The following is a 20,786-nucleotide window of genomic DNA, read 5'->3' on the forward strand; positions in this document are numbered from 1 at the left end:
CTGGTCCGCGCGCGGAGGCTCCGCACCGAAGTGCGCCGTGGAAGCGGGCCGGGAAGGGCTCGGGCGAGGCGGGGGTCCCGACACCACGCAGACGGAGCCGGCCTGATCTATGGTGAAGATCAGGCGGCAACCCGATGGAGCATCGTGATGGAACCGGTGGATCTCTTCTACAGCTACGCGCACGAGGACGAAAAGCTGCGCGACGAGCTCGACGGCCACCTCGCGCTGCTGCGGCGCAAGGGCGTGATCCGTCCCTGGCACGATCGCGGCATCGTCCCCGGGCAGGAGTGGGACAAGGCGATCGACGAGCAGCTCGCCATGGCAGACCTGATCCTGCTGCTGGTGAGCATGGACTTCCTCAACTCCGACTATATCTGGGGCAAGGAGCTCGCCACCGCGATCGAACGCGCCCGGCGCGGCGACGCCAGCGTGATCCCGGTGCTGCTGCGCGCGGTCGATCTCGAGGACGCGCCCTTCGCCCACCTGCAGGGCTTGCCCACCGACCTGCGCCCGGTGACCTCGTGGCCCAACCGCGACGAGGCCTGGACCGACGTCGCCAAGGGCATCCGGCGCGCGGTCGAGGCCATCCGCCAGCGCTGGGCGAGCGCACCGCCCCCGGCAGCCCCGCCGGCAGCCCCGCCGGAGGCGCCGTCCGTACCGCGCGCGAGCGGTTTCGGTACGGCGGTCGCAAGCGTGCCGCTTCCGGAAGAGCCTGTCCGCACGCTCGAAATGGCGCGTCCGGCGCCCAGGATGGCCGCGACCCGGGACGCCCGCACCGACGCCCTGCTCGAGCGCACCATCGCCGCGTTCGCAAACGAGCTCGCCCTCGCGGCGCGCATCAAGGGCGTGCAGGGCATCGGCAGCGGCGAGGCGGAGGGCCTGGCCGAGGCGCTGATCGACATGCCCGCGCAGAAGCGCGTGCTCTGGGTGGACGACCGCCCGGAAAACAACCGCCATGAGCTGGCCGCGCTGGCGAAACTGCAGGTCGAGGTGGTGAACGTGCGCAGCACCGGGGAAGCGATCGCCTGCCTCGACGCGGACGAGGAAGGTTTCGACCTGATACTGTCGGATTGGGACCGAGCCGAACCGGCCGCCACCGCATCGAGCGCCGGACTCGAGCTGCTACGCATGCTCGCCGCACGCCCGCGGCGACCGCCGGTCATCTTCTATCACGCCGAGTTCGATCCCTCGCGTCGCGCGGCGCGGCGCGAATGCCTGCTGCGCGCCGGTGCCTTCGGCGAGGCGGTGCGGCCGGGCGAGCTGCTCGCCCTGATCCGCAGCGCCTTCGCGTCGGACTGAGCGTCGGGCAGGCCTCAGCGCATGGTCTGCAGGCGCGCGATGCGCTCCTGGGTGGAGGGGTGCGTCGAGAACAGCCCGCGCAGGCCGCCGCCGGAGAGCGGGTTCATGATCATCATCTGCGCGGTCTCCGGGTGGCGCTCGGCTGTGTGCATCGGGATGCCGCGCGCGTAGGCGTCGATCTTGGCGAGCGCGGCGGCGAGCGCGGCGGGATCGCCGGAGATCTCCGCGCCACCGCGGTCGGCGCCGAACTCGCGGGTGCGGCTGATCGCCATCTGGATCAGCATGCCGGCGAGCGGGGCGAGGATCATCATCGCGATCGAGACGATGGGGTTGGGACGCTCCTCGCCCTCGCGGCCGCCGAAGAACATGCCGAAGTTGGCCAGCATCGAGATCGCGCCCGCGATGGTGGCCGAGATGGTCGAGATCAGGATGTCGCGGTTCTTCACGTGTGCCAGTTCGTGCGCCATCACCCCGCGCAGCTCGCGCTCGGAGAGCATGCGGATGATGCCGGTAGTCGCCGCCACCGCGGCGTTGTCGGGGTTGCGGCCGGTGGCGAAGGCATTGGGCTGGGCCTCGTCGATGATGTACACCTTCGGCATCGGCAGCTCGGCACGGCGGGCGAGCTCCGCCACCATGTTGTACAGGTAGGGCGAGGAGGCGGCATCGACCTCGCGCGCCTTGTACATCTTCAGCACCATCTTGTCCGAGAACCAGTAGGCCCAGACGTTCATCGCGCCACCCATCACGAGCGCGATCAGCATGCCCTGCTGGCCGCCGATGGCCGCGCCCATCGCCCCGAACAGGGCGACGATGCCGGCCATCAGGATGGAGGTCTTGATCCAGTTTCCGAACATTGCGGGATCCTTCCTGCGAGAGATTGATTCGTCAGTGTAGCTTGGGGCGTCCGCGACCGCCTTCAAGGCCGCCACGGACGCGCCGCGCGCTCACGTCGCAGACGCGAAGCGTTCGCCCACAGAGACCGGGAAACCGCGCAGGAATTCCCCCGCGGGCAGGCGCTTGCTGCCCGGGCGCTGTAACACCGTGCAACGCAGCGCGTCGCGCCCGCAGGCCACGACGATGCCGTCCGCATCGACCGCGAGCACCCGGCCCGGCTCGCCCTCGCCGGCCACGACCCGTGCCTTCCAGCACTTGACCGCGGTGTCGCGCAGGCTGGACACGGCCCCCGGGAAGGGGTCGAAGGCACGCATGGCGCGCTCGATCTCCGCCGCCGGCCGGCTCCAGTCGATGTCGGCCTCGGCGCGGCCGATCTTGGCTGCGTAGGTGACGCCCTCCGCCGGCTGCGGCGTCGCGACCAGCGCGCCGGCGGCGAGCGCGGCGAGCGCCTCGACGATGCATGCGCCGCCGAGCGCGGCGAGGCGGTCGTGCAGGCTGGCGGTGGTGTCGTCCGCGGCGATCGGCAGCGCGCGCCGCAGCAGCATCGGGCCGGTGTCCAGGCCCTCGTCCATCTGCATGATGGTGATGCCGGTCTCGGCGTCGCCGGCCTCGATCGCACGATGGATGGGCGCCGCACCACGCCAGCGCGGCAGCAGCGAGGCGTGGATGTTGATGCAGCCCAGGCGCGGCAGCGCCAGCACCGCGGGCGGCAGGATGAGGCCGTAGGCGGCGACCACCAGCACGTCGGGCGCGCAGGCGACGAGGCGGGCACGCTGCTCTTCGGTGCGCAGCTTCTCGGGCTGGTCGACCTCGATGCCGTGGGCGAGCGCGAGCTGCTTGACCGCGCTCGGGCTGAGCTTCATGCCGCGACCGGCGGGGCGGTCGGGCTGGGTCAACACGAGCGGGACCGCGTAAGCGGCCTTCAGGATGGCGTCGAGCGCCTGCGCGGCGAATTCGGGGGTACCGGCGAAGGCGACGCGCAGGCCGCCGGCCCCGGATGCGGTGGCGGCCATCACGCGGTGATGCGGGCCTTCTTGGCCAGCTTGGACTTGATGCGGCCGAGCTTGAGCTGCGACAGGTATTCGACGAAGACCTTGCCGTCGAGGTGGTCGATCTCGTGCTGCACGCATACCGCGAGCAGGCCGTCGGCCTCGAACTCGAAGGATTCACCCTTTTCGTTCAAGGCGCGAACTTTCACACGCTCGGCGCGCGACACCTTCTCGTAGATTCCGGGTACGGACAGGCAACCTTCCTCGCACACCTGTTCGCCCGAACGCTCCAGGATCTCGGGGTTGATCAGCGCCATCAGGCCGGACTTGTCCTCGGACACGTCGATGACGACGATGCGCTTGTGCACGTCGACCTGGGTGGCGGCCAGTCCGATGCCGGGCGCCTCGTACATGGTCTCGGCCATGTCGGCGACGAGCTTGCGGATTTCATCGTCCACCTTGGCGACCGGCGCGGCGACCGTGTGGAGGCGGGGATCGGGGTAGCGGAGAATGGGTAGGAGAGCCATGAATACCTTGCTGGGTTAAGCCTTTGAGTGCAGAATTTCAAGCGTTTTCACACGCTTCGGCATGTATTTAGCCGGAATATCCGCGACCGGTATGCAGGATGCGCGCTGCGCGCGATCGACTGCTTCGACCCGGGCGCGCAGCCAGCGTTCCGGGTCGAACCCGGCACGCACGGTCCCGATCGGATGCGTCCAATGATGCGAATTATATTCCCTCTGCTCGTCACCTTCGCGAGCCTCCTGGGCAGCGGCGCGCACGCGCAATCCACTGTGCGCCTCGCCGCCGACGCCCCCGACAGCTACACCGTGGCGCGCGGCGACACCCTGTGGGGCATCTCCGGACGCTTCCTCCAGGAGCCCTGGCGCTGGCCCGAGGTCTGGCGCCTGAACCGGGACGAGATCCGCAACCCGCACCTCATCTATCCCGGTCAGGTCATCCTGCTCGACCGCAACGGCCCCTGGCTCAGCGTCGGTCGGCGCATCGGCAGCGGCACACAGGACGGCCGCCTGCAACCGAAGGTCTACAGCGAGCCGATCGCCGAGGCCCTGCCCAGTATCCCGCTGCAGATCATCGAGCCCTTCCTGAATCGCCCGCTGGTGGTCGACCAGCCGCGCCTCGACGGTTCGGCCACGATCGTCGCCACCGAGACCAGCCGCGTGCTCACCGGCACCGGCGACACCGTGTTCGCCAAGAACGTCGGCGACGAGAGCGAGCTTTGGCACATCTATCGCCCCGCGCGCCCGCTCGAGGATCCGCGGACCCGCGAGCCGATCGCCTGGGAAGCCGCCTATCTCGGCACCGCCCGCGTCACCGGGCGCGGCGAACCGACCACGCTCGAGATCGTCTCCGCGGTCGAGGAGATCGGCACCGGCGACCTGATGATGCCGAGCGAGCCGCCGAGCGTGTTCTCCTATGTTCCGCACGCACCCGACTTCGACGTCGAGGGCAGCATCATCTCCATCTACCGTGGGGTCAGCGAGACCGGCCGGCTCAACGTGGTCGCGCTCGACACCGGCGAGCAGGACGGCCTCGAGCGCGGCCACGTGCTCGCGCTCCATCGCAACCGCGGTGTCGCCGAGTACCGCGGCGAGGACGGCAAGGAAAGCTTCCGCCTGCCGGAAAAGCGCTACGGCGTGGCCTTCGTGTTCCGCGTCTTCGAGCGCGTCTCGTACGCGCTGGTGATGGAGTCCGACGGTCCGGTCACCATCGGCGACACCCTCCGCAAGCCCTGATCCGGCACCGGCAAGCCGCAGCCGCCCGATCGTGACCGCGCCTGCCGACGACCTCGCCGACTGGCTGCGCCTCGCCTGCATCCCGGGCGTCGGCACGCAGGGCCAGCGCGCCCTGCTCGCCGCCTTCGGCCTGCCCGGCCACATCTTCGCCGCCGGACGCGGCGCGCTCGCCGCGGTGGTGGGCGGTCAGGCGGCGGACGCCGTGCTCGCCGTGCCGGCACACGAAGACATCGAGCGCACGCTCGCATGGGCGAGCGAGGCCGGCAACCGCGTCCTGACCCTGGCCGACGCCGACTACCCGCGCCAACTCTTCGACATCGCCGATCCCCCGGTGCTGCTCTACGTCAAGGGCGAACCCGCGCTGCTATCGCGCCCGGGCATCGCGCTGGTCGGCGCACGCTCGGCGACCGCGGCCGGCGAAGCCAACGCCGAGGCCTTCGCGCGCACGCTCGCCCAGCAAGGCCTCGTCGTCGTCAGCGGACTGGCGCTCGGCATCGACGCCGCGGCACACCGCGGCGCGCTCGCCGCCGGCAGCACAGGGGCCGGAACGGTGGCGGTGATCGGCACCGGCATCGACCGCATCTACCCGGCGCGCAACGCCGCGCTCGCGCGCGAGATCGCCGCTGCCGGCGCGGTGGTCAGCGAGTTTCCCCTCGGCACGCCGCCTCTGCAGCACAACTTCCCGCGCCGCAACCGCCTGATCGCCGGACTGGCCGAGGGCGTACTGGTGGTCGAGGCGGCGCTCGGCAGCGGCTCGCTGATCACTGCGCGCCTCGCCACCGAGACCGGCCGCGAGGTGTTCGCGATCCCCGGCTCGATCCACTCGCCGCTGTCGCGCGGCTGCCATCGCCTGATCCGCGACGGCGCGAAGCTGGTCGAGACGGCGGAGGACGTCGTCGAGGAACTGCGCGGCCGCCTCGGCTGGCCAGCGCCGGTCGCCGCATCGGTAAAGGACCGCCGGAGTCGCGGCGCGGTACCCGCCGTCCCGGCCGCACCCCCTCGCCAGGCCGCGATCGCGCTCGATGGCGAGCGCACACGCGTGCTCGAGGCGATCGGCCACGATCCGGTGGACCTCGACACGATCGCCGCACGCTGCGGCTTGACGGTCGACGCCCTCTACGCCATCCTGCTGCCACTCGAACTGGAAGGGCGCCTGGCCAAGCTGCCCGGCGGACGCTTCCAGCGCATCACCTGAAAGAGCGGCCGCGAGCCGCCGCCCCCCACACCCTGGCGGGGGACCGGCTCTTCCGCCTCCCCAGCCGATCCACGAGAGGCCGCCTTGTTCGACATCCTCGTATACCTCTTCGAGAGCTACATCCACGCCGACGCCTGCCCGGAAGGCGAGCTGCTGAACCGCAAGCTGTCAGCAGCGGGCTTCGAGCAGGACGACATCTCCGAGGCGCTGGAGTGGCTCGCCGGGCTGCGCCGCGTCGCCCGCGACATCCACCCCGGCACCGCGCCGCAGGCGGGCTCGGTGCGCATCTACACCGAAGAGGAGCAGGCCCTCCTCGACGGCCGCTGCCGCGGCTTCCTGAGCCTGCTCGAGAGCGCCGGCGTGCTCGGCACCGCCCACCGCGAGCTGATCATCGAGCGCGCAATGGCGCTGGCCGACTTCACCATCACGCTGAACCGGCTCAAGGTCATCGTGCTGATGGTGCTGTGGCAGCAGGAAGAACCGATCGACACCCTGATGGTGGACGAGCTGCTCACCGAGGAAGACGACTGGGCCTACGAACCCACGGTGCACTGAACGGTCCAGCCCTACGGCTTGCCTGCCCCGGCAGGCCGTCCTTACCATCCGCCGCTTCCGAACCCACGCGCCCTCGCGGCGCGACCCTCGTTAATTGTCGAGCATGAGCAAGCAACTGATCATCGCGGAAAAGCCTTCCGTCGCGCAGGACATCGCCCGTGCGCTGGGCGGCTTCACCAAGGAGAAGGACTACTTCGAGTCCGACGACTACGTATTGTCGTCGGCCGTCGGTCACCTTCTCGAGCTCACCCTGCCCGAGGAGTTCGAGGTCAAGCGCGGCAAGTGGACCTTCGCCCACCTGCCGGTGATCCCGCCCCACTTCGCGGTCAAGCCGATCGAGAAGACCGAGGACCGCCTGAAGCTGCTCACTCGACTCATCAAGCGCAAGGACGTCACCGGCCTCATCAACGCCTGTGACGCGGGCCGCGAAGGCGAGCTGATCTTCAACTTCATCGCCCAGCATGCCGGCACGAAGAAGCCGATGCAGCGCCTCTGGCTACAGTCGATGACGGCGCAGTCGATCCGCGACGGCTTCGCCCACCTGCGCGCCGCGCAGGACGTCGAAGGCCTGCGCAACGCGGCGATCTGCCGCGCCGAATCCGACTGGCTGATCGGCATCAACGGCACGCGCGCGATGACCGCGTTCAACTCCAAGACCGGCGGCTTCCACCTCACCACGGTGGGCCGCGTGCAGACCCCGACGCTGGCGATGGTGGTGGAGCGCGAGGACCGCATCCGCAAGTTCAAGTCGCGCGACTACTGGGAGCTCGAGGCGCGCTTCGGCTGCGCCGCCGGCGAATACCCGGGGCGTTGGTTCGACGAAAAATTCAAGCGCCCCGAGGGCGACGAGCACGCCACCGCATTCCGCCTGTGGGACAAGTCCCAGGCCGAGGCCATCCGCGCCAAGTGTGCGGGCAAACCGGGCGTGGTCAGCGAGGAGGCCAAGCCCTCCACCCAGCTGTCGCCGCTGCTGTTCGACCTCACCAGCCTGCAGCGCGAAGCCAACGGCCGCTTCGGTTTTTCAGCCCGAGTGACGCTGCAACTGGCGCAGGCGCTGTACGAAAAACACAAGGTCCTGACCTACCCGCGTACCGACGCGCGCGCGCTGCCCGAGGACTACCTCGCCACCGTGGGCGAGGTCATGCGCACGCTGCCCGACCAGTACGCGCCCTTCGCCAACGAGATCACCAGGCAGGGCTGGGTGCGGCCGAACAAGCGCATCTTCAACAACGCCAAGATCTCCGACCACTTCGCCATCATCCCCACCGGGGCGCTGCCGAAGAGCCTGTCGGACGCCGAGCACAAGATCTACGACCTCGTCACCAAGCGCTTCCTGGCGGTGTTCTACCCCGCGGCCGAGTACCAGATCACCACCCGCATCACCCGCGTCGCGGGCGAGGCCTTCAAGACCGAGGGCAAGGTGCTGGTCAATCCGGGCTGGCTGACGGTGTACGGCAAGGAAGCCGCCAACGACGAGAAGGACACCAAGGACGGCGGCGCCCCGCAGCTGGTCGCGGTGAAGCAGGGCGAGACGGTGTCCACCGAGGACATCGTGGTGAAGTCGCTGCAGACCAAGCCGCCGGCGCGCTTCAACGAAGCCACGCTGCTGTCCGCGATGGAAGGCGCGGGCAAGATGGTCGACGACGAGGAGCTGCGCGCGGCGATGGCCGAACGCGGCCTCGGCACCCCGGCCACGCGCGCACAGATCATCGAAGGCCTGATCAGCGAGCAGTACATCCACCGCGACGGCCGCGAGCTGATCCCGAGCGCCAAGGCCTTCTCGCTGATCACGCTGCTGAAGGGCCTCGGCGTCACCGCGCTGACCTCGCCCGAGCTCACCGGCGGCTGGGAATACAAGCTCGCGCAGATGGAGCACGGCAAGCTCAGCCGCGAAGCCTTCATGAACGAAATCGCCGAGATGACGCGCGAGGTGGTCGAGCGCGCCAAGCGTTATGAATCCGACACCGTGCCGGGCGAGTTCGTCACGCTGCAGACCCCGTGCCCGAAGTGCGGCGGCGTGGTGAAGGAGAACTACAAGAAGTTCGCCTGTCAGGCCTGCGACTGGAGCACCTGGAAGATCGTCGCCGGCCGCCAGTTCGAGTACGACGAGATCGAGACCCTGCTGCGCGCGGGCAAGGTCGGCCCGCTGCTCGGCTTCCGCAACAAGATGGGGCGGCTGTTCAACGCCGACATCGTGTTGAACGAGGACAAGCAGCCCACCTTCGACTTCGGCCAGCCCAAGGAAGGCGAGGAAGCGGAGGCGGTGGACTTCTCCGATCAGCAGCCGGTCGGCGCCTGCCCGAAATGCGCCAGCCGCGTCTTCGAGCACGGCATGGCCTATGTGTGCGAGAAGTCGGTCGGACCGGGCAAGAGCTGCGACTTCCGCTCCGGCAAGGTCATCCTGCAGCAGCCGATCGAGCGCGAGCAGATGGCCAGGCTGCTGACCGAGGGCAAGACCGAGTTGCTCAAGGGCTTCGTATCGGCGCGCACCCGGCGCAAGTTCTCCGCCTTCCTGGTGCGCGGCAAGGACGGCAAGGTCGGCTTCGAGTTCGAGGCCAAGGCACCCAAGGCCGGCGCCAAGCCCGCCGCCGGCAAAGGCGACGAAGCCGCAGGCGAGGACGCCGAACCCGCCGCGCCGCGCAAGCGCGCTGCGCGCAAGGCAAGCTGAAGCCCCGCACCGGCCGCCTGGCGCCGCATCGCGACTCGCGTCGCTCCCACAGGCCCTCCTGACACCGCGCCGGTTTTCCGCAGGAGCGACGCAAGTCACGATCGCAGCGCAGCGGATTTGCGCACGCGCGGTATCGCGACTTGCGTCGCTCCCACAGGCCCTCCTGACACCGTGCCGGTTTTCCGTAGGAGCGACGCAAGTCGCGATCGCAGCGCATCGGGTTTGCGCGCGCCCGCGCAAGCGCGGCATCGCGACGCCCGTCTCTCCTGCGAAAGCTTCAGCTCACAGTGAAGCGCACGCCGCGGCGGGGCCGGCCGGGGCGGGCGATGTGCTCGAGCGGCAGCACGTGGGTCTGCTTGACCTTGCCGAGCACGATATCGGTCTTGATGTTGGCGATGCCGGGCAGGCGCAGCACGCGCTTCATCATCAGCTCGGAGAAGGCGGCGAGGTCGGGCGCGACGATGCGCAGCACGTAGTCCGCATTGCCGCTCACCGAAAAACACTCCAGCACCTCCGGCAAGGCCGCGACCCCGTCCTCGAAGGCCTCGGTGCGCACGCCGCCGTGGCGCTCGAGCACCACATGGGCGAACGCCATCACGTCCAGCCCGAGCGCGGCAGGGTCGAGCAGCGCCGCGTAGCCGGTGATCAGCCCGGCCTCCTGCAGGCGCTGCAGACGACGGCTGACCTGCGAGGCGGACAGGTGCACCGCCTCGCCGAGCGTGGCGTTGGTCGCGTCGCCGCTGCGCTGCAGTGCGTCGAGAAGCGCAAGATCGTGGCGGTCTATGCTCAGGGTGCTCATCATCCGGCCTCAGAATGCACGGAACGTGCGTATCGGCAGAGTTTATACCCGCATGATGCGCACACGGTGCGGAGCAGGCCAACCATAATGCCCGTCACCAGACCAAGGAGGAGACGAGCATGAACCTGACCGAATCGCTGCTGCACGCGCTGGTCGACCACGGCGCACGCCAGATCTTCGGCATCCCGGGCGACTTCGCCTTGCCGTATTTCCGCATCATCGAGCAGACCGGCATCCTGCCGCTGCACACGCTGTCGCACGAGCCCGGCGTGGGCTTCGCCGCCGACGCGGCCGCGCGCGTCCAGGGCGGCATCGGGGTGGCGGCGGTCACCTACGGCGCCGGCGCGCTCAACATGGTCAACGCGGTCGCCGCCGCGTATGCCGAGAAGTCGCCGCTGGTGGTCATCTCGGGCGGACCGGGGCTGGGCGAATCGCAATCCGGCCTGCTGCTGCACCACCAGGCCAAGACGCTGGACTCGCAGTTGCGCATCTTCCAGGAGATCACCTGCGACCAGGTGCGGCTCGACGACGCGGCACGCGCGCCGGCCGACATCGCGCGCGTGCTCGGCAACTGCGTGCGCAATTCACTGCCGGTGTACATCGAGATCCCGCGCGACATGGTCGCCCGGCCATGCGCGCCGGTAGTGCGCGAGGCGCCGCGCGCGGTCGATGCCGACGCGCTCGCGGCCTGTGTGGACGAGATCCTCGCACGCCTGCGCGCGGCCCGTGCCCCGGTGCTGATGGCCGGCGTCGAGGTGCGCCGCTTCGGGCTGGAGGACAAGGTCGCAGAGCTGTCGCGCCGGCTCGGCATCCCGGTGGTGACCAGCTTCATGGGCCGCGGCCTGCTCGCCGACCAGGACGCCCCGCTGATGGGCACCTACATGGGGCTCGCCGGCCTGCCCGAGGTGAGCGCGCTGGTGGAGGATTCCGACGGACTGTTCCTGGTCGGGGTGATCATCTCCGATACCAACTTCGCCGTCTCCGGCAAGCACATCGACCTGCGCCACACCATCCAGGCGCTCGAGGCCCGGGTCACGATGGGCTACCACACCTATGCCGACATCCCGCTCGACGCCCTGATCGACGGGCTTCTCGCGCGCGTTCCGCACGCCGACGCGCACTTCACGGTCGACCGCCCCGCCTTTCCGCACGGCCTGCAGGCGGACGAAGCGACGATCGCGCCCGCCGACATCGCCTGCGCGGTAAACGACCTGATGGCGGCCCACGGCAAGCTGCCGATCGCCTCCGACATGGGCGACTGCCTGTTCACCGCGATGGACATCGAGCACACCGCGCTGGTCGCGCCCGGCTACTACGCCACCATGGGCTTCGGCGTGCCCGCCGGCCTCGGTGTGCAGGCCGCCACCGGGCAGCGGCCGCTGATCCTGGTCGGCGACGGCGCCTTCCAGATGACCGGCTGGGAGCTCGGCAACTGCCGGCGCTACGGCTGGGATCCGATCGTGCTGTTGTTCAATAACGCGAGCTGGGAGATGCTGCGCACCTTCCAGCCCGAGTCAGGCTTCAACGACCTCGACGACTGGGGCTTCGCGCAGATGGCCGCGGGCCTGGGTGGCGACGGCGTGCGCGTGCACACGCGCGCGCAGCTGAAGGCTGCGCTCGACAAGGCGATCGCCACGCGCGGACGCTTCCAGCTCATCGAGGTGATGATCCCGCGCGGCGTGCTGTCGGAGTCGCTGTCGCGCTTCGTCAACGCGGTCAAGCGCCTCAACGCCGCCAAGGCCGCCTGAGTCCGCTGTAATCGCGACTCGCGTCGCTCCTACGAGAACCACTGCGCTCTCGGAGACGTCCGTAGGAGCGACGCGAGTCGCGATCGGGCGGTCCCGATGCGTCAGCGCGGGTCTTGTGCGCCGCAATCGCGACTTGCGTCGCTCCTACGAGAACCACTGCGCTCTGGAAGACGTGCGTAGGAGCGACGCGAGTCGCGATCGGGCGGTCCCGATGCGTCAGCGCGGGTCTTGTGCGCCGCAATCGCGACTTGCGTCGCTCCTACGAGAACCACTGCGCTCTGGAAGACGTGCGTAGGAGCGACGCGAATCGCGATCGGGCGGTCCCGATGCGTCAGCGCGGGTCTTGTGCGCTGTAATCGCGACTTGCGTCGCTCCTGCGAGAACCACTGCGCTCTGGAAGACGTGCGTAGGAGCGACGCGAGTCGCGATCGGGCGGTTCCGATGCGTCAGCGCGGGTCTTGTGCGCTGCAATCGCGACTTGCGTCGCTCCTACGAGAATCACTGCGCTCTCGGAAGCGTCCGTAGGAGCGACGCGAGTCGCGATCGGGCGGTTCCGATGCGTCAGCGCGAGTTTTGTGCGCCGCAATCGCGACTTGCGTCGCTCCTGCGAGAATCACTGCGCTCTGGGAGACGTCCGTAGGGGCGACGCGAGTCGCGACCGGGCGGTTCCGATGCGTCAGCGCGAGTTTTGTGCGCCGCAATCGCGACTTGCGTCGCTCCTGCGAGAATCACTGCGCTCTCGGAGGCGTCCGTAGGAGCGACGCGAGTCGCCACAGATAAAGGAACGGGCCCCGCGGGCCCGTTCATTTGCTGCACAAGCGCGGCGGGAATCAGCCTTCGAGCAGGCTGCGCAGCATCCAGGCCGTCTTCTCGTGCACCTGCATACGCTGGGTGAGCAGGTCGAGCGTGGGCTCGTCGCTCGCCTTGTCGGCGATCGGGGCGATGCTGCGGGCGGTCTTGACAACCGCTTCCTGACCCTGCACCAGCAGGCGGATCATCTCCTGCGCGTTCGGCACACCTTCCGGCTCGGCCATGCTGGTGAGCTTCTGGAATTCCTTGTAGGTGCCCGGCGCCGGGAAGCCGAGCGCGCGGATGCGTTCGGCGATCTCGTCCACCGCGAGCGCGAGTTCGTTGTACTGCGTCTCGAACATCAGATGCAGGGTGTTGAACATCGGCCCGGTCACGTTCCAGTGGAAGTTGTGCGTGGTCAGGTAAAGCGTGTAGCTGTCGGCGAGCAGACGCGACAGGCCCTCCGCGATCTTCGCGCGGTCCTTTTCCTTGATGCCGATGTCGATTTCCATGCTGGTTCTCCTGTGTATGCAGGCTTCACACCGCCCGCAGGGGTTTGCGCTTCATGTTAGCGCCTGAGGGATGCATTGATCAAACCGATTACCCTGATGGATCCGATCAAGAATTCTCATCGCGAATCCACCCACGGCACCTGCCCGGGCGGCACGGCGCGGCCCACCGGACGCACGCCCGGCAGGGCGCTGTCGAGGATCGCCGCGCGCAGCACGTCGATCGCCCCGTTGCGCGGATAGGTCACCCGCCAGGCGAGCGCGACGCGACGCGAGGGCTCCGGCATGGTGAAAGGCCGCACCGCGACCAGCGGATTCTGCGTCGCCATCTCGTCCGCTGCCGAGCTCGGCAGCACGGTCACGCCGAGGCCGGTGGCCACCATGTGGCGGATGGTCTCGAGCGAGCTGCCCTCGAGCGTGCGCTGCAGCCCGCCGATGTTGCGGCAGCTCGGGCACACCTCCAGCACCTGGTCGCGGAAGCAGTTGCCGGCACCGAGCAGCAGGAGCTGGTCGTCGGCGAGATGCTGGGGGTCGATCTCGCTTTCCGCATTCCACGGATGGTCGGCCGGCATCAGCACGCGGAAGGGCTCGTCATACACGGGCTGCGCCACCACGCCCGCCTCGTCGAAGGGCAGGCTGATGATGATCACGTCGAGTTCGCCGCGCTTGAGCGCCTCGGCCAGACGCGCGGTGAAGTTCTCCTGGATGATCAGCGGCATCCGGGGCGCGAGCTGATGCACGCGCGGAATCAGCCGCGGCAGCAGGTAGGGTCCGATGGTGTAGATCACGCCCACACGCAGCGGCCCGGCGAGCGGGTCCTTGCCTGCGGCGGCGATCTCCTGGATCTGACTCGCCTCCATCAGCACCCGCTCGGCCTGGGCGACGATCCGGCGCCCGGTCTCGGTGATCTTGACCTCCGAGGCGCTGCGCTCGAAGAGCTGGATGCCGAGCTCCTCCTCGACCTTCTTCACCGCCACCGACAGCGTGGGCTGCGACACGTGGCACTTCTCGGCGGCGCGGCCGAAATGACGCTCGTGGGCGAGCGCGACGAGATAACGGAGATCGGTCAGGGTCATGGCTTCGACACGATGGAAGGGCGTGCACCCGGAGTCGACGGTGCCCGATGTTACCCCGACTGATCGTTGCTGCGCGCCCCGAAAGCGCACTGGGTATACTCGCGCATTCTGCGCCGCCGCCCGCTTCCGATGCACCTCCACCGCCCCCCCACCGCTCTCGCCCTGCTGTCGCTGCTGGCTGCCGGCACCGTCGAAGCGTCGTCCGCAGATGCCTTCTTCGAGCCCCTGCCGGTGGTGCTCAGCGCCTCGCGTCTGGCGCAGCCGTTGCAGGACAGCCCGGGCGCGGTCACCGTGATCGATGCGGACCTGATCGCCGCGACCGGCTACCGCGAGCTCGCGCGCGTGCTGCGCCTGGTGCCCGGATTCCAGGTCGGCCAGGAGCGCGGCAACCTGCAGTGGGTGACCTACCACGGCCTCGGCATGGACTCGCCGATGCAGATCCAGCTGCTGGTCGACGGACGCGCGTCGCTGACGCCATCCTTCACCGCCAGCGCCGAGCGTGCCCTGCCCGGAGACATCGAACGCATCGAGGTGGTACGCGGCTCGAACTCGGCCGCCTACGGGTCCAACGCCTTCCTCGGCATCGTCAACATCATCACCGACGACGCCAGCCGACATCCCGGCACCCGGCTGAAGCTCGCCACCGGCGCACCCGGCATCCGCGACGCGAGCCTGCGACACGCCGTGCAGAGCGGGCCCCTCAGCGTGCGCATCGGCGCGCATCATGAAGAAGACGAAGGGTTTGCCGATCTGTACGACGGTCGCCGCACCGACGTCCTGAACCTTCGCGCCGACCTGCAGGTGGGCGAACACGATGCACTCGCCCTCAACGCGGGGGTCGCCGAGAGCACCCACGAACTCGGATACGCCGGCTCGATCTTCGACATCGCGGCCCAGCGCGAAGGGCGCGACACCAACCGATCCCTGCATCTGCGGTGGCGGCACGGCCCCGAGGACGACGCGATACGCGTGTCGGCCTACTGGAGCCGGCAGAGTCGCGACGATCTCTGGCGCTACGACTCCGCGGCAAACAGCCGGACCCTGGCGAACGCCTTCCCCGAGCGCCTGCGCGGCACGGTCGGCAACAGCGCCACCTTCGTCCAGCACAACCTGGAGATCGAGCGGCGCGAGCGCGTGGACGAGGCCACGCGGCTGATGTGGGGCGCGGAATGGAAGCGCATCGAGCACGACTCGCCCTTCTGGTATCACGAGCGCCGCAACCATGCGCGGGACGAACACCGCCTGTTCGCCAATCTCGAGCTGCGAACGGGCACCGCCTTCCTGTGGAACGCGGGCGGCATGCTGGAGCAGTTGCAAGGCGACGAGGCGCGGCTCGCGCCACGCGTGTTCCTGAACTGGCAGGCCGCTCCACGGATCACCTGGCGCATCGGCCACTCGCGCGCATGGCGACAGCCGGACCTTTTCGAGCGCAACGTCGACATACGGATCACCGACGACAAGGGCGAGCTGGTCCAGCGCCGGCAATACCCCAATCCGGACCTGCGCCCCCAGCGCATCGACGCCAGCGAGATCGGCTTTCTCGGCGTTTTCGGCGACAGCCGCAGCACGCTCGACGTCCGCCTGTTCCGCGAGCGCATCGAAGACCTGATCGTGCGCAACGCCGTTCCCTCCGACTGGCCGATCGAGGGCAAGCTCCCCGAGGCGATCTCGCGAGGGCTGGGCAGCACGCGCTGGGAGAACCACAGCGGCCGCGTACAACTGAACGGCATCGAAACCCAGCTCCACCTGAAGCCCTGGCGCGGCACCGAGTTCCTCCTTGCGCACAGCCTCATCGACCGCGACGTCGACGACCCACGCATCCGCCGCAACGTCGCCCCCTACACGGCCAGCCTGAGCTGGCTGCAGCGTGCAGGGGCGTGGCGCTCGCTGCTCAGCGTGCTGCGCATGGGGCCGATCGACGCCGGCTTCAGCTATGTTCCCGGCTTCGACTACACCGTGCCGTCCTACACCACGGTGGACTGGAGCGTCTCGCGCAGCCTGCGGCTGTTCGACATGGCGGTGGAGCTCCGCCTGACCGGCATCAACCTGCTCGGCCGCCACCAGGAACTCGCCAATCGCCCCCTGCAGGCCCAGCCCGAGTTCGCCGGCCGACCCGCCAACGAGGTGAGCCGCCAGGCCTGGCTCGCGCTCGAAACCACTTTCTGAACGCAGCCTCTTGAAGCGCCCGTGCCCGACCCGATTTGAAAACGCAGGTTTCGTCGGGAACGGCGCACGCCAGGCCGCGTCCACGACAGGTGGCCGCCGGGACTCCGGCGCCGAATCTTTCCGTTGCCGAACAAGGATGCCCGACAACATGCGCAAACTCCTGACCGTCACCGCCGTCGCGCTCGCGCTCGGCACCCTCTTTCCCCAAGCCTCGGCGCTGAGCGCCGCGCACGCCCAGGCGGCCGCCCCGTCGATGGTCTCGCCCAACCGCTTCGGCCTGCCCGACTTCGGCGACCTGGTCGAGCAGGTGGGCCCGGCGGTGGTCAATATCCGCGTGGTGCAGCGCGCGGCCCAGGGCACGGCGGGCGAGAATCCGCTCGCCAACGACCCCTTCTACGACTTCCTGCGCCGCTTCGGCGTGCCCATGCCGGGCTTCCCCGGCCAGCCCGGCATGGGTCCGCGCGCGCGCCAGGGCATCGGCTCGGGCTTCATCGTCAGCAAGGACGGCTACGTGCTCACCAACGCTCACGTGGTCGCCGGCGAGGATGGCGACGCCGCGCTCTCCGAGGTCACCGTCACCCTGATCGACAAGCGCGAGTTCAAGGCCAAGGTGGTCGGCATCGACCGTCGTACCGACGTCGCCCTGCTCAAGCTCGACGCCAGCGGCCTGCCCGCGGTGAAGATCGGCAACCCCGACCAGGCCCGCGTGGGCGAATGGGTGGTGGCGATGGGCTCGCCCTTCGGCTTCGACAACACGGTCACCGCCGGCATCATCTCGGCCAAGGCGCGCCGCCTGCCCGACGAGACCTACGTGCCCTTCATCCAGACCGACGTGGCGATCAACCCGGGCAACTCCGGCGGTCCGCTGTTCAACCTCGCCGGCGAGGTGATCGGCATCAACTCGCAGATCTACTCGCGCTCGGGCGGCTTCATGGGGATCTCGTTCGCGATCCCGATCGACGTCGCGATGAACATCAAGGACCAGCTCGTCAGCCACGGCCGCGTGCAGCGCGGCCGCCTCGGCATCGCCATCCAGAACGTCGACAAGGACCTCGCCCAATCCTTCGGCCTCACCGATCCGCGCGGCGCGCTGGTCGCCAGCGTCGAGCCGGGCAGCGCCGCCGACAAGGCCGGGCTGCAGGCGGGCGACGTGGTGCTCGCGGTCGATGGCCGCCGCATCGACGACTCTGCCGAGCTGCCGCGGGTGATCGGCGAGAAGCGCCCGGGCACGCGCGTGAAGCTGGAGCTGTGGCGCGACGGCCGCAGCCGCGAGGTCGCCGCCACGCTGGACGAGCTCAAGGCCGAGACCGTGGCCGGCAGCGCACCGGCGCCCAGCCAGGTGGAGCGTATCGGCGAGCAGTTCGGACTGAGCGCGCGTGCGCTCACCGCGGAAGAGACCGCCCGCCTGCAGCTGCGCGGCGGGGTGGTGGTGGAGGGCGCCGACGGCGCCGCGGCCCGCGCCGGCCTGCAGCGCGGCGACGTCATCCTGGCGATCAACAACCAGCCGGTCGCCAGCGTCGCAGACCTGCGCGCCCAGCTCGAGCGCGCCGGCAAGCGCTTCGCGCTGCTGATCCAGCGTGGCGAGGCACGCATCTTCGTGCCGGTACGCCTGGAGTGATGGCAGCGCGCTGAAGGGCGAGCGGGCAAGAGGGCGGGACCGGCGACGGTTCCCGCCCTTTCCACGTCCGCCTGGGCGCACTCAGAAACGGAAGCGCGACACGGATTCCTGCAGGCGCAGGGCGAGTTCGCCGAGCTCGCGCGCCGAACGCACGGTGTGGGCGAGCGCGTCGTTGTTGCTGCGCGCCATGCCGGCGATCTCGCCGATGCGCGCGGTGACCGACTCGCTCGCACTGCGCTGCGCACCCGTGGCGCCGGCGATGCGGTCGAGGCCTTCGCCCACCTCGACCACGAGCGAATTCGCCGCGGTCAGCACCTGCATCACCGCGTCGGCCATCTGCCGGCTGGAGGCGAGGTGACCGAGGCCGTCGTCGAGCGCGCCGCGCACCGAGCTCGAACGCCGGGCCACCTCGCGGGTGATCTGGTCGATCTCGCCCGCCGAGCGCGCGGATTTCTCCGCCAGCTTGCGCACCTCGTCGGCCACCACCGCGAAGCCGCGGCCCTGCTCGCCGGCGCGCGCGGCCTCGATCGCAGCGTTGAGCGCGAGCAGGTTGGTCTGCTCGGCGATCTCGCGCACCTCGCTGGTCATGCGCGAGATCGCCTGGGTGGAGTCGACGAAGGCGACCACCGCGTCGGCCATCTGGCGCACCGCGGCCTCGACCTCGCCGACCTCGCCGACCAGACGCTCCAGGCTGCGCTGGCCCTCGCGCGAGCGTTCCAGGCTGTCGTGCGAGCGCTCGCGCACCGCCTCGGCGTGCTCGGCGATCGCGGAGATGCTGCCGACCATCTCGTCCACCGCGCCGGCCGCGCCCACCGAGCTCTCGTTCTGGCGCTGCGAGCTCGCAGCGACCGCCTCGGCGTCGGCGGCCAGCCGGCTCGCCGCCTCGGTCACCGCGCTCGCCGAGTCGCCGACCTGGCGCACCAGCCCGCCGAGCGTGCCCATCATGTCGTTGAAGGTGCGCGCGCTGCGGCCGATCTCGTCGCGGCCGCGCACCGGCAGTTGCAGGCGCAGGTCGCCGCCACCCTCGGCGATCCGCCCCAGGCCCCGGTTGAGGCCGTCGAGCGGACGGGTGACGAAGCGGGTGATGAAGAGGTAGATGAACAGGATCAGCGGGATCGACACCAGCGCGGCGAACATCGCGCTCTGGTTGCGGAACGCATTCACCGCGGCATTCGCCTTGTCGAGCGAGATGCGCATCGACACCGCGCCGAGCGGCGTGCCCTGTGGCACCTGATGGCAGGCGATGCAGTCCTTGCCGAGCCAGGCGGGCGAGGCCAGCGAGGGAATCACCACGCGCAGATGCTCGCCATGCTCGGCGTCGTGGTCGACCCGCATCGTGGCGCGGCCCTCGACCAGGGCCAGGCGCTCGTCGGCGTCGCGCGCCGCGTCGCGCGCACCGCCCGCCCCGAACACCCGGCTCACCGCCTCGCCGCGGATCACCTCGAGGTCCTGCACCACGCTGAGCTCCTTGATCTGGTCGAGGAAGACGTCGCGCTGCGCCACCGTGCCGGTGATCATCATGCCGGTGAGTCCGGCCATCGTCATCTCATTGACCGTGCCGGCGAAGTCCTTCGCCTGCTCGATCGCCATGTCGCGGTTCACCCGGGTTTCCCAGACGATCATGCTGCCGAACGCGGCCACCATCATCAGCCAGATCGCGCCGGTGAGACGCAGCCATATCGGGGTGTCGGAAAATCGGATCATGTCGGTTCTCGCGGTCCTGCGGACGGTCGGCGGCGTGGGGACAGGCAGCCTCTACTCCTTCCTTACGGCCGCGCACGGCCCGGCTTGAGCGCACTTCTTCCGCGCCGCAACACGAGCGGACGAAGGAATATCGACCGAATTTGTTATAAGTCGGGTGCCGGCAGGCGGATCCCGGCATGCAACACGATGGAACTGGCGCGGCGCATCCTGGTCTGCGCAGTTCCCCGCAAGGTTTGTTCCTTCCTTCAACCCCCGACTCAGGAGGCTCACGATGAAAAAAGCGATCGCCCTCGGCATCCTCTCCCTTACCCTCGCCACCGCGGCTTCGGCCCAGGTCAAGCCCGAGGACCAGATCAAGTTCCGCCAGGCCGGCTACAGCTTCATGAGCTGGAACATGGGCAAGATCAAGGCCAACCTCGAGGGCGAGTACAACGCCCAGCAGGTCCAGGCCGCCGCCACCGCGATCGCCGGCATCGCCGGCTCGGGCATGGGCGCGCTCTACGGCCCGGGCACCGAGAAGGACATCGGCAACCTCAAGACCCGCGTCAAGCCGGAGTTCTTCCAGGAGATGCCGAACGTCGGCAAGCTCGCCACCGACTTCAACAACGCCGCCGCCAACCTCGCCAAGGTCGCCGCCACCGGCGACAAGGCCGCGGTGCAGAAGGCCTTCGCCGACACCGGCAGCACCTGCAAGGCCTGTCACGACAAATACCGGATGGAGTAAGGCGTCAGATATCGAACGACAAAGCCACCTGCGGGTGGCTTTGTCGTTCCTGGCACGGATGCGCGCCTAGGCAGGCATCGAGCCGCCGCCGGCAGGCCGGCGGCATCGCCACGCTCCCCGCCATCGAACATCCTCGAATGCCGGCTGCAAATACGCCGCGGATTCACAGCGGACAACGCTACCCGCATCGTCTATATGTGAATCAGGATTCGTCGCCATGGGTCGAGGCGGGTGCTTCTCTTCAGGGACTGCACACGCCGCACCCGGGAATCTGCCTCGACCCGCGGCCTGCGCGC

The 20,786-nt window shown here is 69.3% G+C and carries 16 protein-coding genes; 9 read left to right on the forward strand and 7 right to left on the reverse strand.

What is annotated here, in order from left to right; genetic code table 11:
• The first annotated feature begins 147 nt into the window (after window positions 1-147).
• On the forward strand, window positions 148-1,299 hold the full coding sequence (locus tag ACZ5PP_RS12150) for a TIR domain-containing protein (RefSeq protein WP_004302882.1): 1,152 nt from the start codon (window positions 148-150) through the stop codon (window positions 1,297-1,299).
• Window positions 1,300-1,313: 14 nt separating this feature from the next.
• Here the strand turns inward: ACZ5PP_RS12150 and htpX are convergent, their stop codons facing one another.
• The 3 genes from htpX to def all read right to left on the reverse strand — a co-directional run bounded on the left by htpX (window position 1,314) and on the right by def (window position 3,709).
• A complete protein-coding gene (gene htpX / locus ACZ5PP_RS12155; protein WP_004302884.1) occupies window positions 1,314-2,153 on the reverse strand; it encodes a zinc metalloprotease HtpX in 840 nt (279 codons plus the stop codon).
• A gap of 90 nt (window positions 2,154-2,243) precedes the next feature.
• Window positions 2,244-3,206, reverse strand: coding sequence for a methionyl-tRNA formyltransferase (gene fmt, locus ACZ5PP_RS12160; protein WP_012584238.1), 963 nt, complete (start codon window positions 3,204-3,206; stop codon window positions 2,244-2,246).
• Window positions 3,206-3,709 (reverse strand): peptide deformylase, encoded by a 504-nt coding sequence (gene def / locus ACZ5PP_RS12165; RefSeq protein ID WP_464826093.1) that lies wholly within the window; start codon window positions 3,707-3,709, stop codon window positions 3,206-3,208. Before def ends, fmt begins: the two co-directional genes overlap by 1 nt.
• A 192-nt stretch (window positions 3,710-3,901) precedes the next feature.
• On the opposite strand from def, the gene ACZ5PP_RS12170 reads away from it, so the two are divergent.
• The 4 genes from ACZ5PP_RS12170 to ACZ5PP_RS12185 all read left to right on the forward strand — a co-directional run bounded on the left by ACZ5PP_RS12170 (window position 3,902) and on the right by ACZ5PP_RS12185 (window position 9,357).
• Window positions 3,902-4,939 carry a LysM peptidoglycan-binding domain-containing protein gene (locus ACZ5PP_RS12170; RefSeq protein ID WP_464826094.1) on the forward strand — a complete coding sequence of 346 codons (1,038 nt, stop codon included), beginning with the start codon at window positions 3,902-3,904 and terminating at the stop codon, window positions 4,937-4,939.
• Between the two features lie 31 nt (window positions 4,940-4,970).
• Window positions 4,971-6,134, forward strand: coding sequence for a DNA-processing protein DprA (gene dprA, locus ACZ5PP_RS12175; RefSeq protein WP_043741670.1), 1,164 nt, complete (start codon window positions 4,971-4,973; stop codon window positions 6,132-6,134).
• Between the two features lie 84 nt (window positions 6,135-6,218).
• Entirely contained in the window at window positions 6,219-6,689 is a 471-nt protein-coding gene (locus tag ACZ5PP_RS12180; protein WP_004302893.1) for a Smg family protein, read from the forward strand.
• 103 nt (window positions 6,690-6,792) lie between these two features.
• The gene (locus tag ACZ5PP_RS12185; protein ID WP_464826095.1) at window positions 6,793-9,357 is read left to right on the forward strand and encodes a DNA topoisomerase III; all 2,565 of its coding nucleotides are present in this window, start codon (window positions 6,793-6,795) and stop codon (window positions 9,355-9,357) included.
• 277 nt (window positions 9,358-9,634) lie between these two features.
• Here ACZ5PP_RS12185 and ACZ5PP_RS12190 read toward each other — a convergent pair whose 3' ends face one another.
• Window positions 9,635-10,156 (reverse strand): Lrp/AsnC family transcriptional regulator, encoded by a 522-nt coding sequence (locus ACZ5PP_RS12190; RefSeq protein ID WP_004302896.1) that lies wholly within the window; start codon window positions 10,154-10,156, stop codon window positions 9,635-9,637.
• 119 nt (window positions 10,157-10,275) lie between these two features.
• Between ACZ5PP_RS12190 and ipdC the strand changes: the two genes are divergently transcribed.
• On the forward strand, window positions 10,276-11,904 hold the full coding sequence (ipdC, locus tag ACZ5PP_RS12195) for an indolepyruvate/phenylpyruvate decarboxylase (protein WP_012584242.1): 1,629 nt from the start codon (window positions 10,276-10,278) through the stop codon (window positions 11,902-11,904).
• Window positions 11,905-12,734: 830 nt separating this feature from the next.
• Here the strand turns inward: ipdC and ACZ5PP_RS12200 are convergent.
• A complete protein-coding gene (locus ACZ5PP_RS12200; RefSeq protein WP_004302900.1) occupies window positions 12,735-13,205 on the reverse strand; it encodes a Dps family protein in 471 nt (156 codons plus the stop codon).
• A gap of 116 nt (window positions 13,206-13,321) precedes the next feature.
• Complete coding sequence (locus ACZ5PP_RS12205; RefSeq protein WP_043741661.1) at window positions 13,322-14,278, reverse strand: hydrogen peroxide-inducible genes activator; 957 nt, start codon at window positions 14,276-14,278, stop codon at window positions 13,322-13,324.
• A gap of 129 nt (window positions 14,279-14,407) precedes the next feature.
• Between ACZ5PP_RS12205 and ACZ5PP_RS12210 the strand changes: the two genes are divergently transcribed.
• Both ACZ5PP_RS12210 and ACZ5PP_RS12215 read left to right on the forward strand, forming a co-directional pair.
• On the forward strand, window positions 14,408-16,444 hold the full coding sequence (locus tag ACZ5PP_RS12210) for a TonB-dependent receptor plug domain-containing protein (protein ID WP_043741784.1): 2,037 nt from the start codon (window positions 14,408-14,410) through the stop codon (window positions 16,442-16,444).
• 148 nt (window positions 16,445-16,592) lie between these two features.
• The gene (locus ACZ5PP_RS12215; RefSeq protein ID WP_012584244.1) at window positions 16,593-18,062 is read left to right on the forward strand and encodes a DegQ family serine endoprotease; all 1,470 of its coding nucleotides are present in this window, start codon (window positions 16,593-16,595) and stop codon (window positions 18,060-18,062) included.
• Window positions 18,063-18,143: 81 nt separating this feature from the next.
• Here the strand turns inward: ACZ5PP_RS12215 and ACZ5PP_RS12220 are convergent, their stop codons facing one another.
• Complete coding sequence (locus ACZ5PP_RS12220) at window positions 18,144-19,766, reverse strand: methyl-accepting chemotaxis protein (RefSeq protein ID WP_043741659.1); 1,623 nt, start codon at window positions 19,764-19,766, stop codon at window positions 18,144-18,146.
• 271 nt (window positions 19,767-20,037) lie between these two features.
• Here ACZ5PP_RS12220 and ACZ5PP_RS12225 point away from each other — a divergent pair, with 271 nt between their 5' ends.
• On the forward strand, window positions 20,038-20,490 hold the full coding sequence (locus ACZ5PP_RS12225; protein WP_273421438.1) for a c-type cytochrome: 453 nt from the start codon (window positions 20,038-20,040) through the stop codon (window positions 20,488-20,490).
• Window positions 20,491-20,786: the final 296 nt, after the last annotated feature.

This window comes from Thauera sp. DNT-1 (assembly GCF_055393985.1).

What these genes read in the sequence shown, in the direction of transcription:
- ACZ5PP_RS12150 (WP_004302882.1), top strand. Translation starts at nt 148, where the DNA reads ATGGAACCGGTGGATCTCTTCTACAGCTACGCGCACGAGGACGAAAAG.
- htpX (WP_004302884.1), bottom strand. Translation starts at nt 2,153, where the DNA reads ATGTTCGGAAACTGGATCAAGACCTCCATCCTGATGGCCGGCATCGTC.
- fmt (WP_012584238.1), bottom strand. Translation starts at nt 3,206, where the DNA reads ATGGCCGCCACCGCATCCGGGGCCGGCGGCCTGCGCGTCGCCTTCGCC.
- def (WP_464826093.1), bottom strand. Translation starts at nt 3,709, where the DNA reads ATGGCTCTCCTACCCATTCTCCGCTACCCCGATCCCCGCCTCCACACG.
- ACZ5PP_RS12170 (WP_464826094.1), top strand. Translation starts at nt 3,902, where the DNA reads ATGATGCGAATTATATTCCCTCTGCTCGTCACCTTCGCGAGCCTCCTG.
- ACZ5PP_RS12185 (WP_464826095.1), top strand. Translation starts at nt 6,793, where the DNA reads ATGAGCAAGCAACTGATCATCGCGGAAAAGCCTTCCGTCGCGCAGGAC.
- ACZ5PP_RS12190 (WP_004302896.1), bottom strand. Translation starts at nt 10,156, where the DNA reads ATGAGCACCCTGAGCATAGACCGCCACGATCTTGCGCTTCTCGACGCA.
- ipdC (WP_012584242.1), top strand. Translation starts at nt 10,276, where the DNA reads ATGAACCTGACCGAATCGCTGCTGCACGCGCTGGTCGACCACGGCGCA.
- ACZ5PP_RS12200 (WP_004302900.1), bottom strand. Translation starts at nt 13,205, where the DNA reads ATGGAAATCGACATCGGCATCAAGGAAAAGGACCGCGCGAAGATCGCG.
- ACZ5PP_RS12205 (WP_043741661.1), bottom strand. Translation starts at nt 14,278, where the DNA reads ATGACCCTGACCGATCTCCGTTATCTCGTCGCGCTCGCCCACGAGCGT.
- ACZ5PP_RS12210 (WP_043741784.1), top strand. Translation starts at nt 14,408, where the DNA reads ATGCACCTCCACCGCCCCCCCACCGCTCTCGCCCTGCTGTCGCTGCTG.
- ACZ5PP_RS12215 (WP_012584244.1), top strand. Translation starts at nt 16,593, where the DNA reads ATGCGCAAACTCCTGACCGTCACCGCCGTCGCGCTCGCGCTCGGCACC.
- ACZ5PP_RS12220 (WP_043741659.1), bottom strand. Translation starts at nt 19,766, where the DNA reads ATGATCCGATTTTCCGACACCCCGATATGGCTGCGTCTCACCGGCGCG.
- ACZ5PP_RS12225 (WP_273421438.1), top strand. Translation starts at nt 20,038, where the DNA reads ATGAAAAAAGCGATCGCCCTCGGCATCCTCTCCCTTACCCTCGCCACC.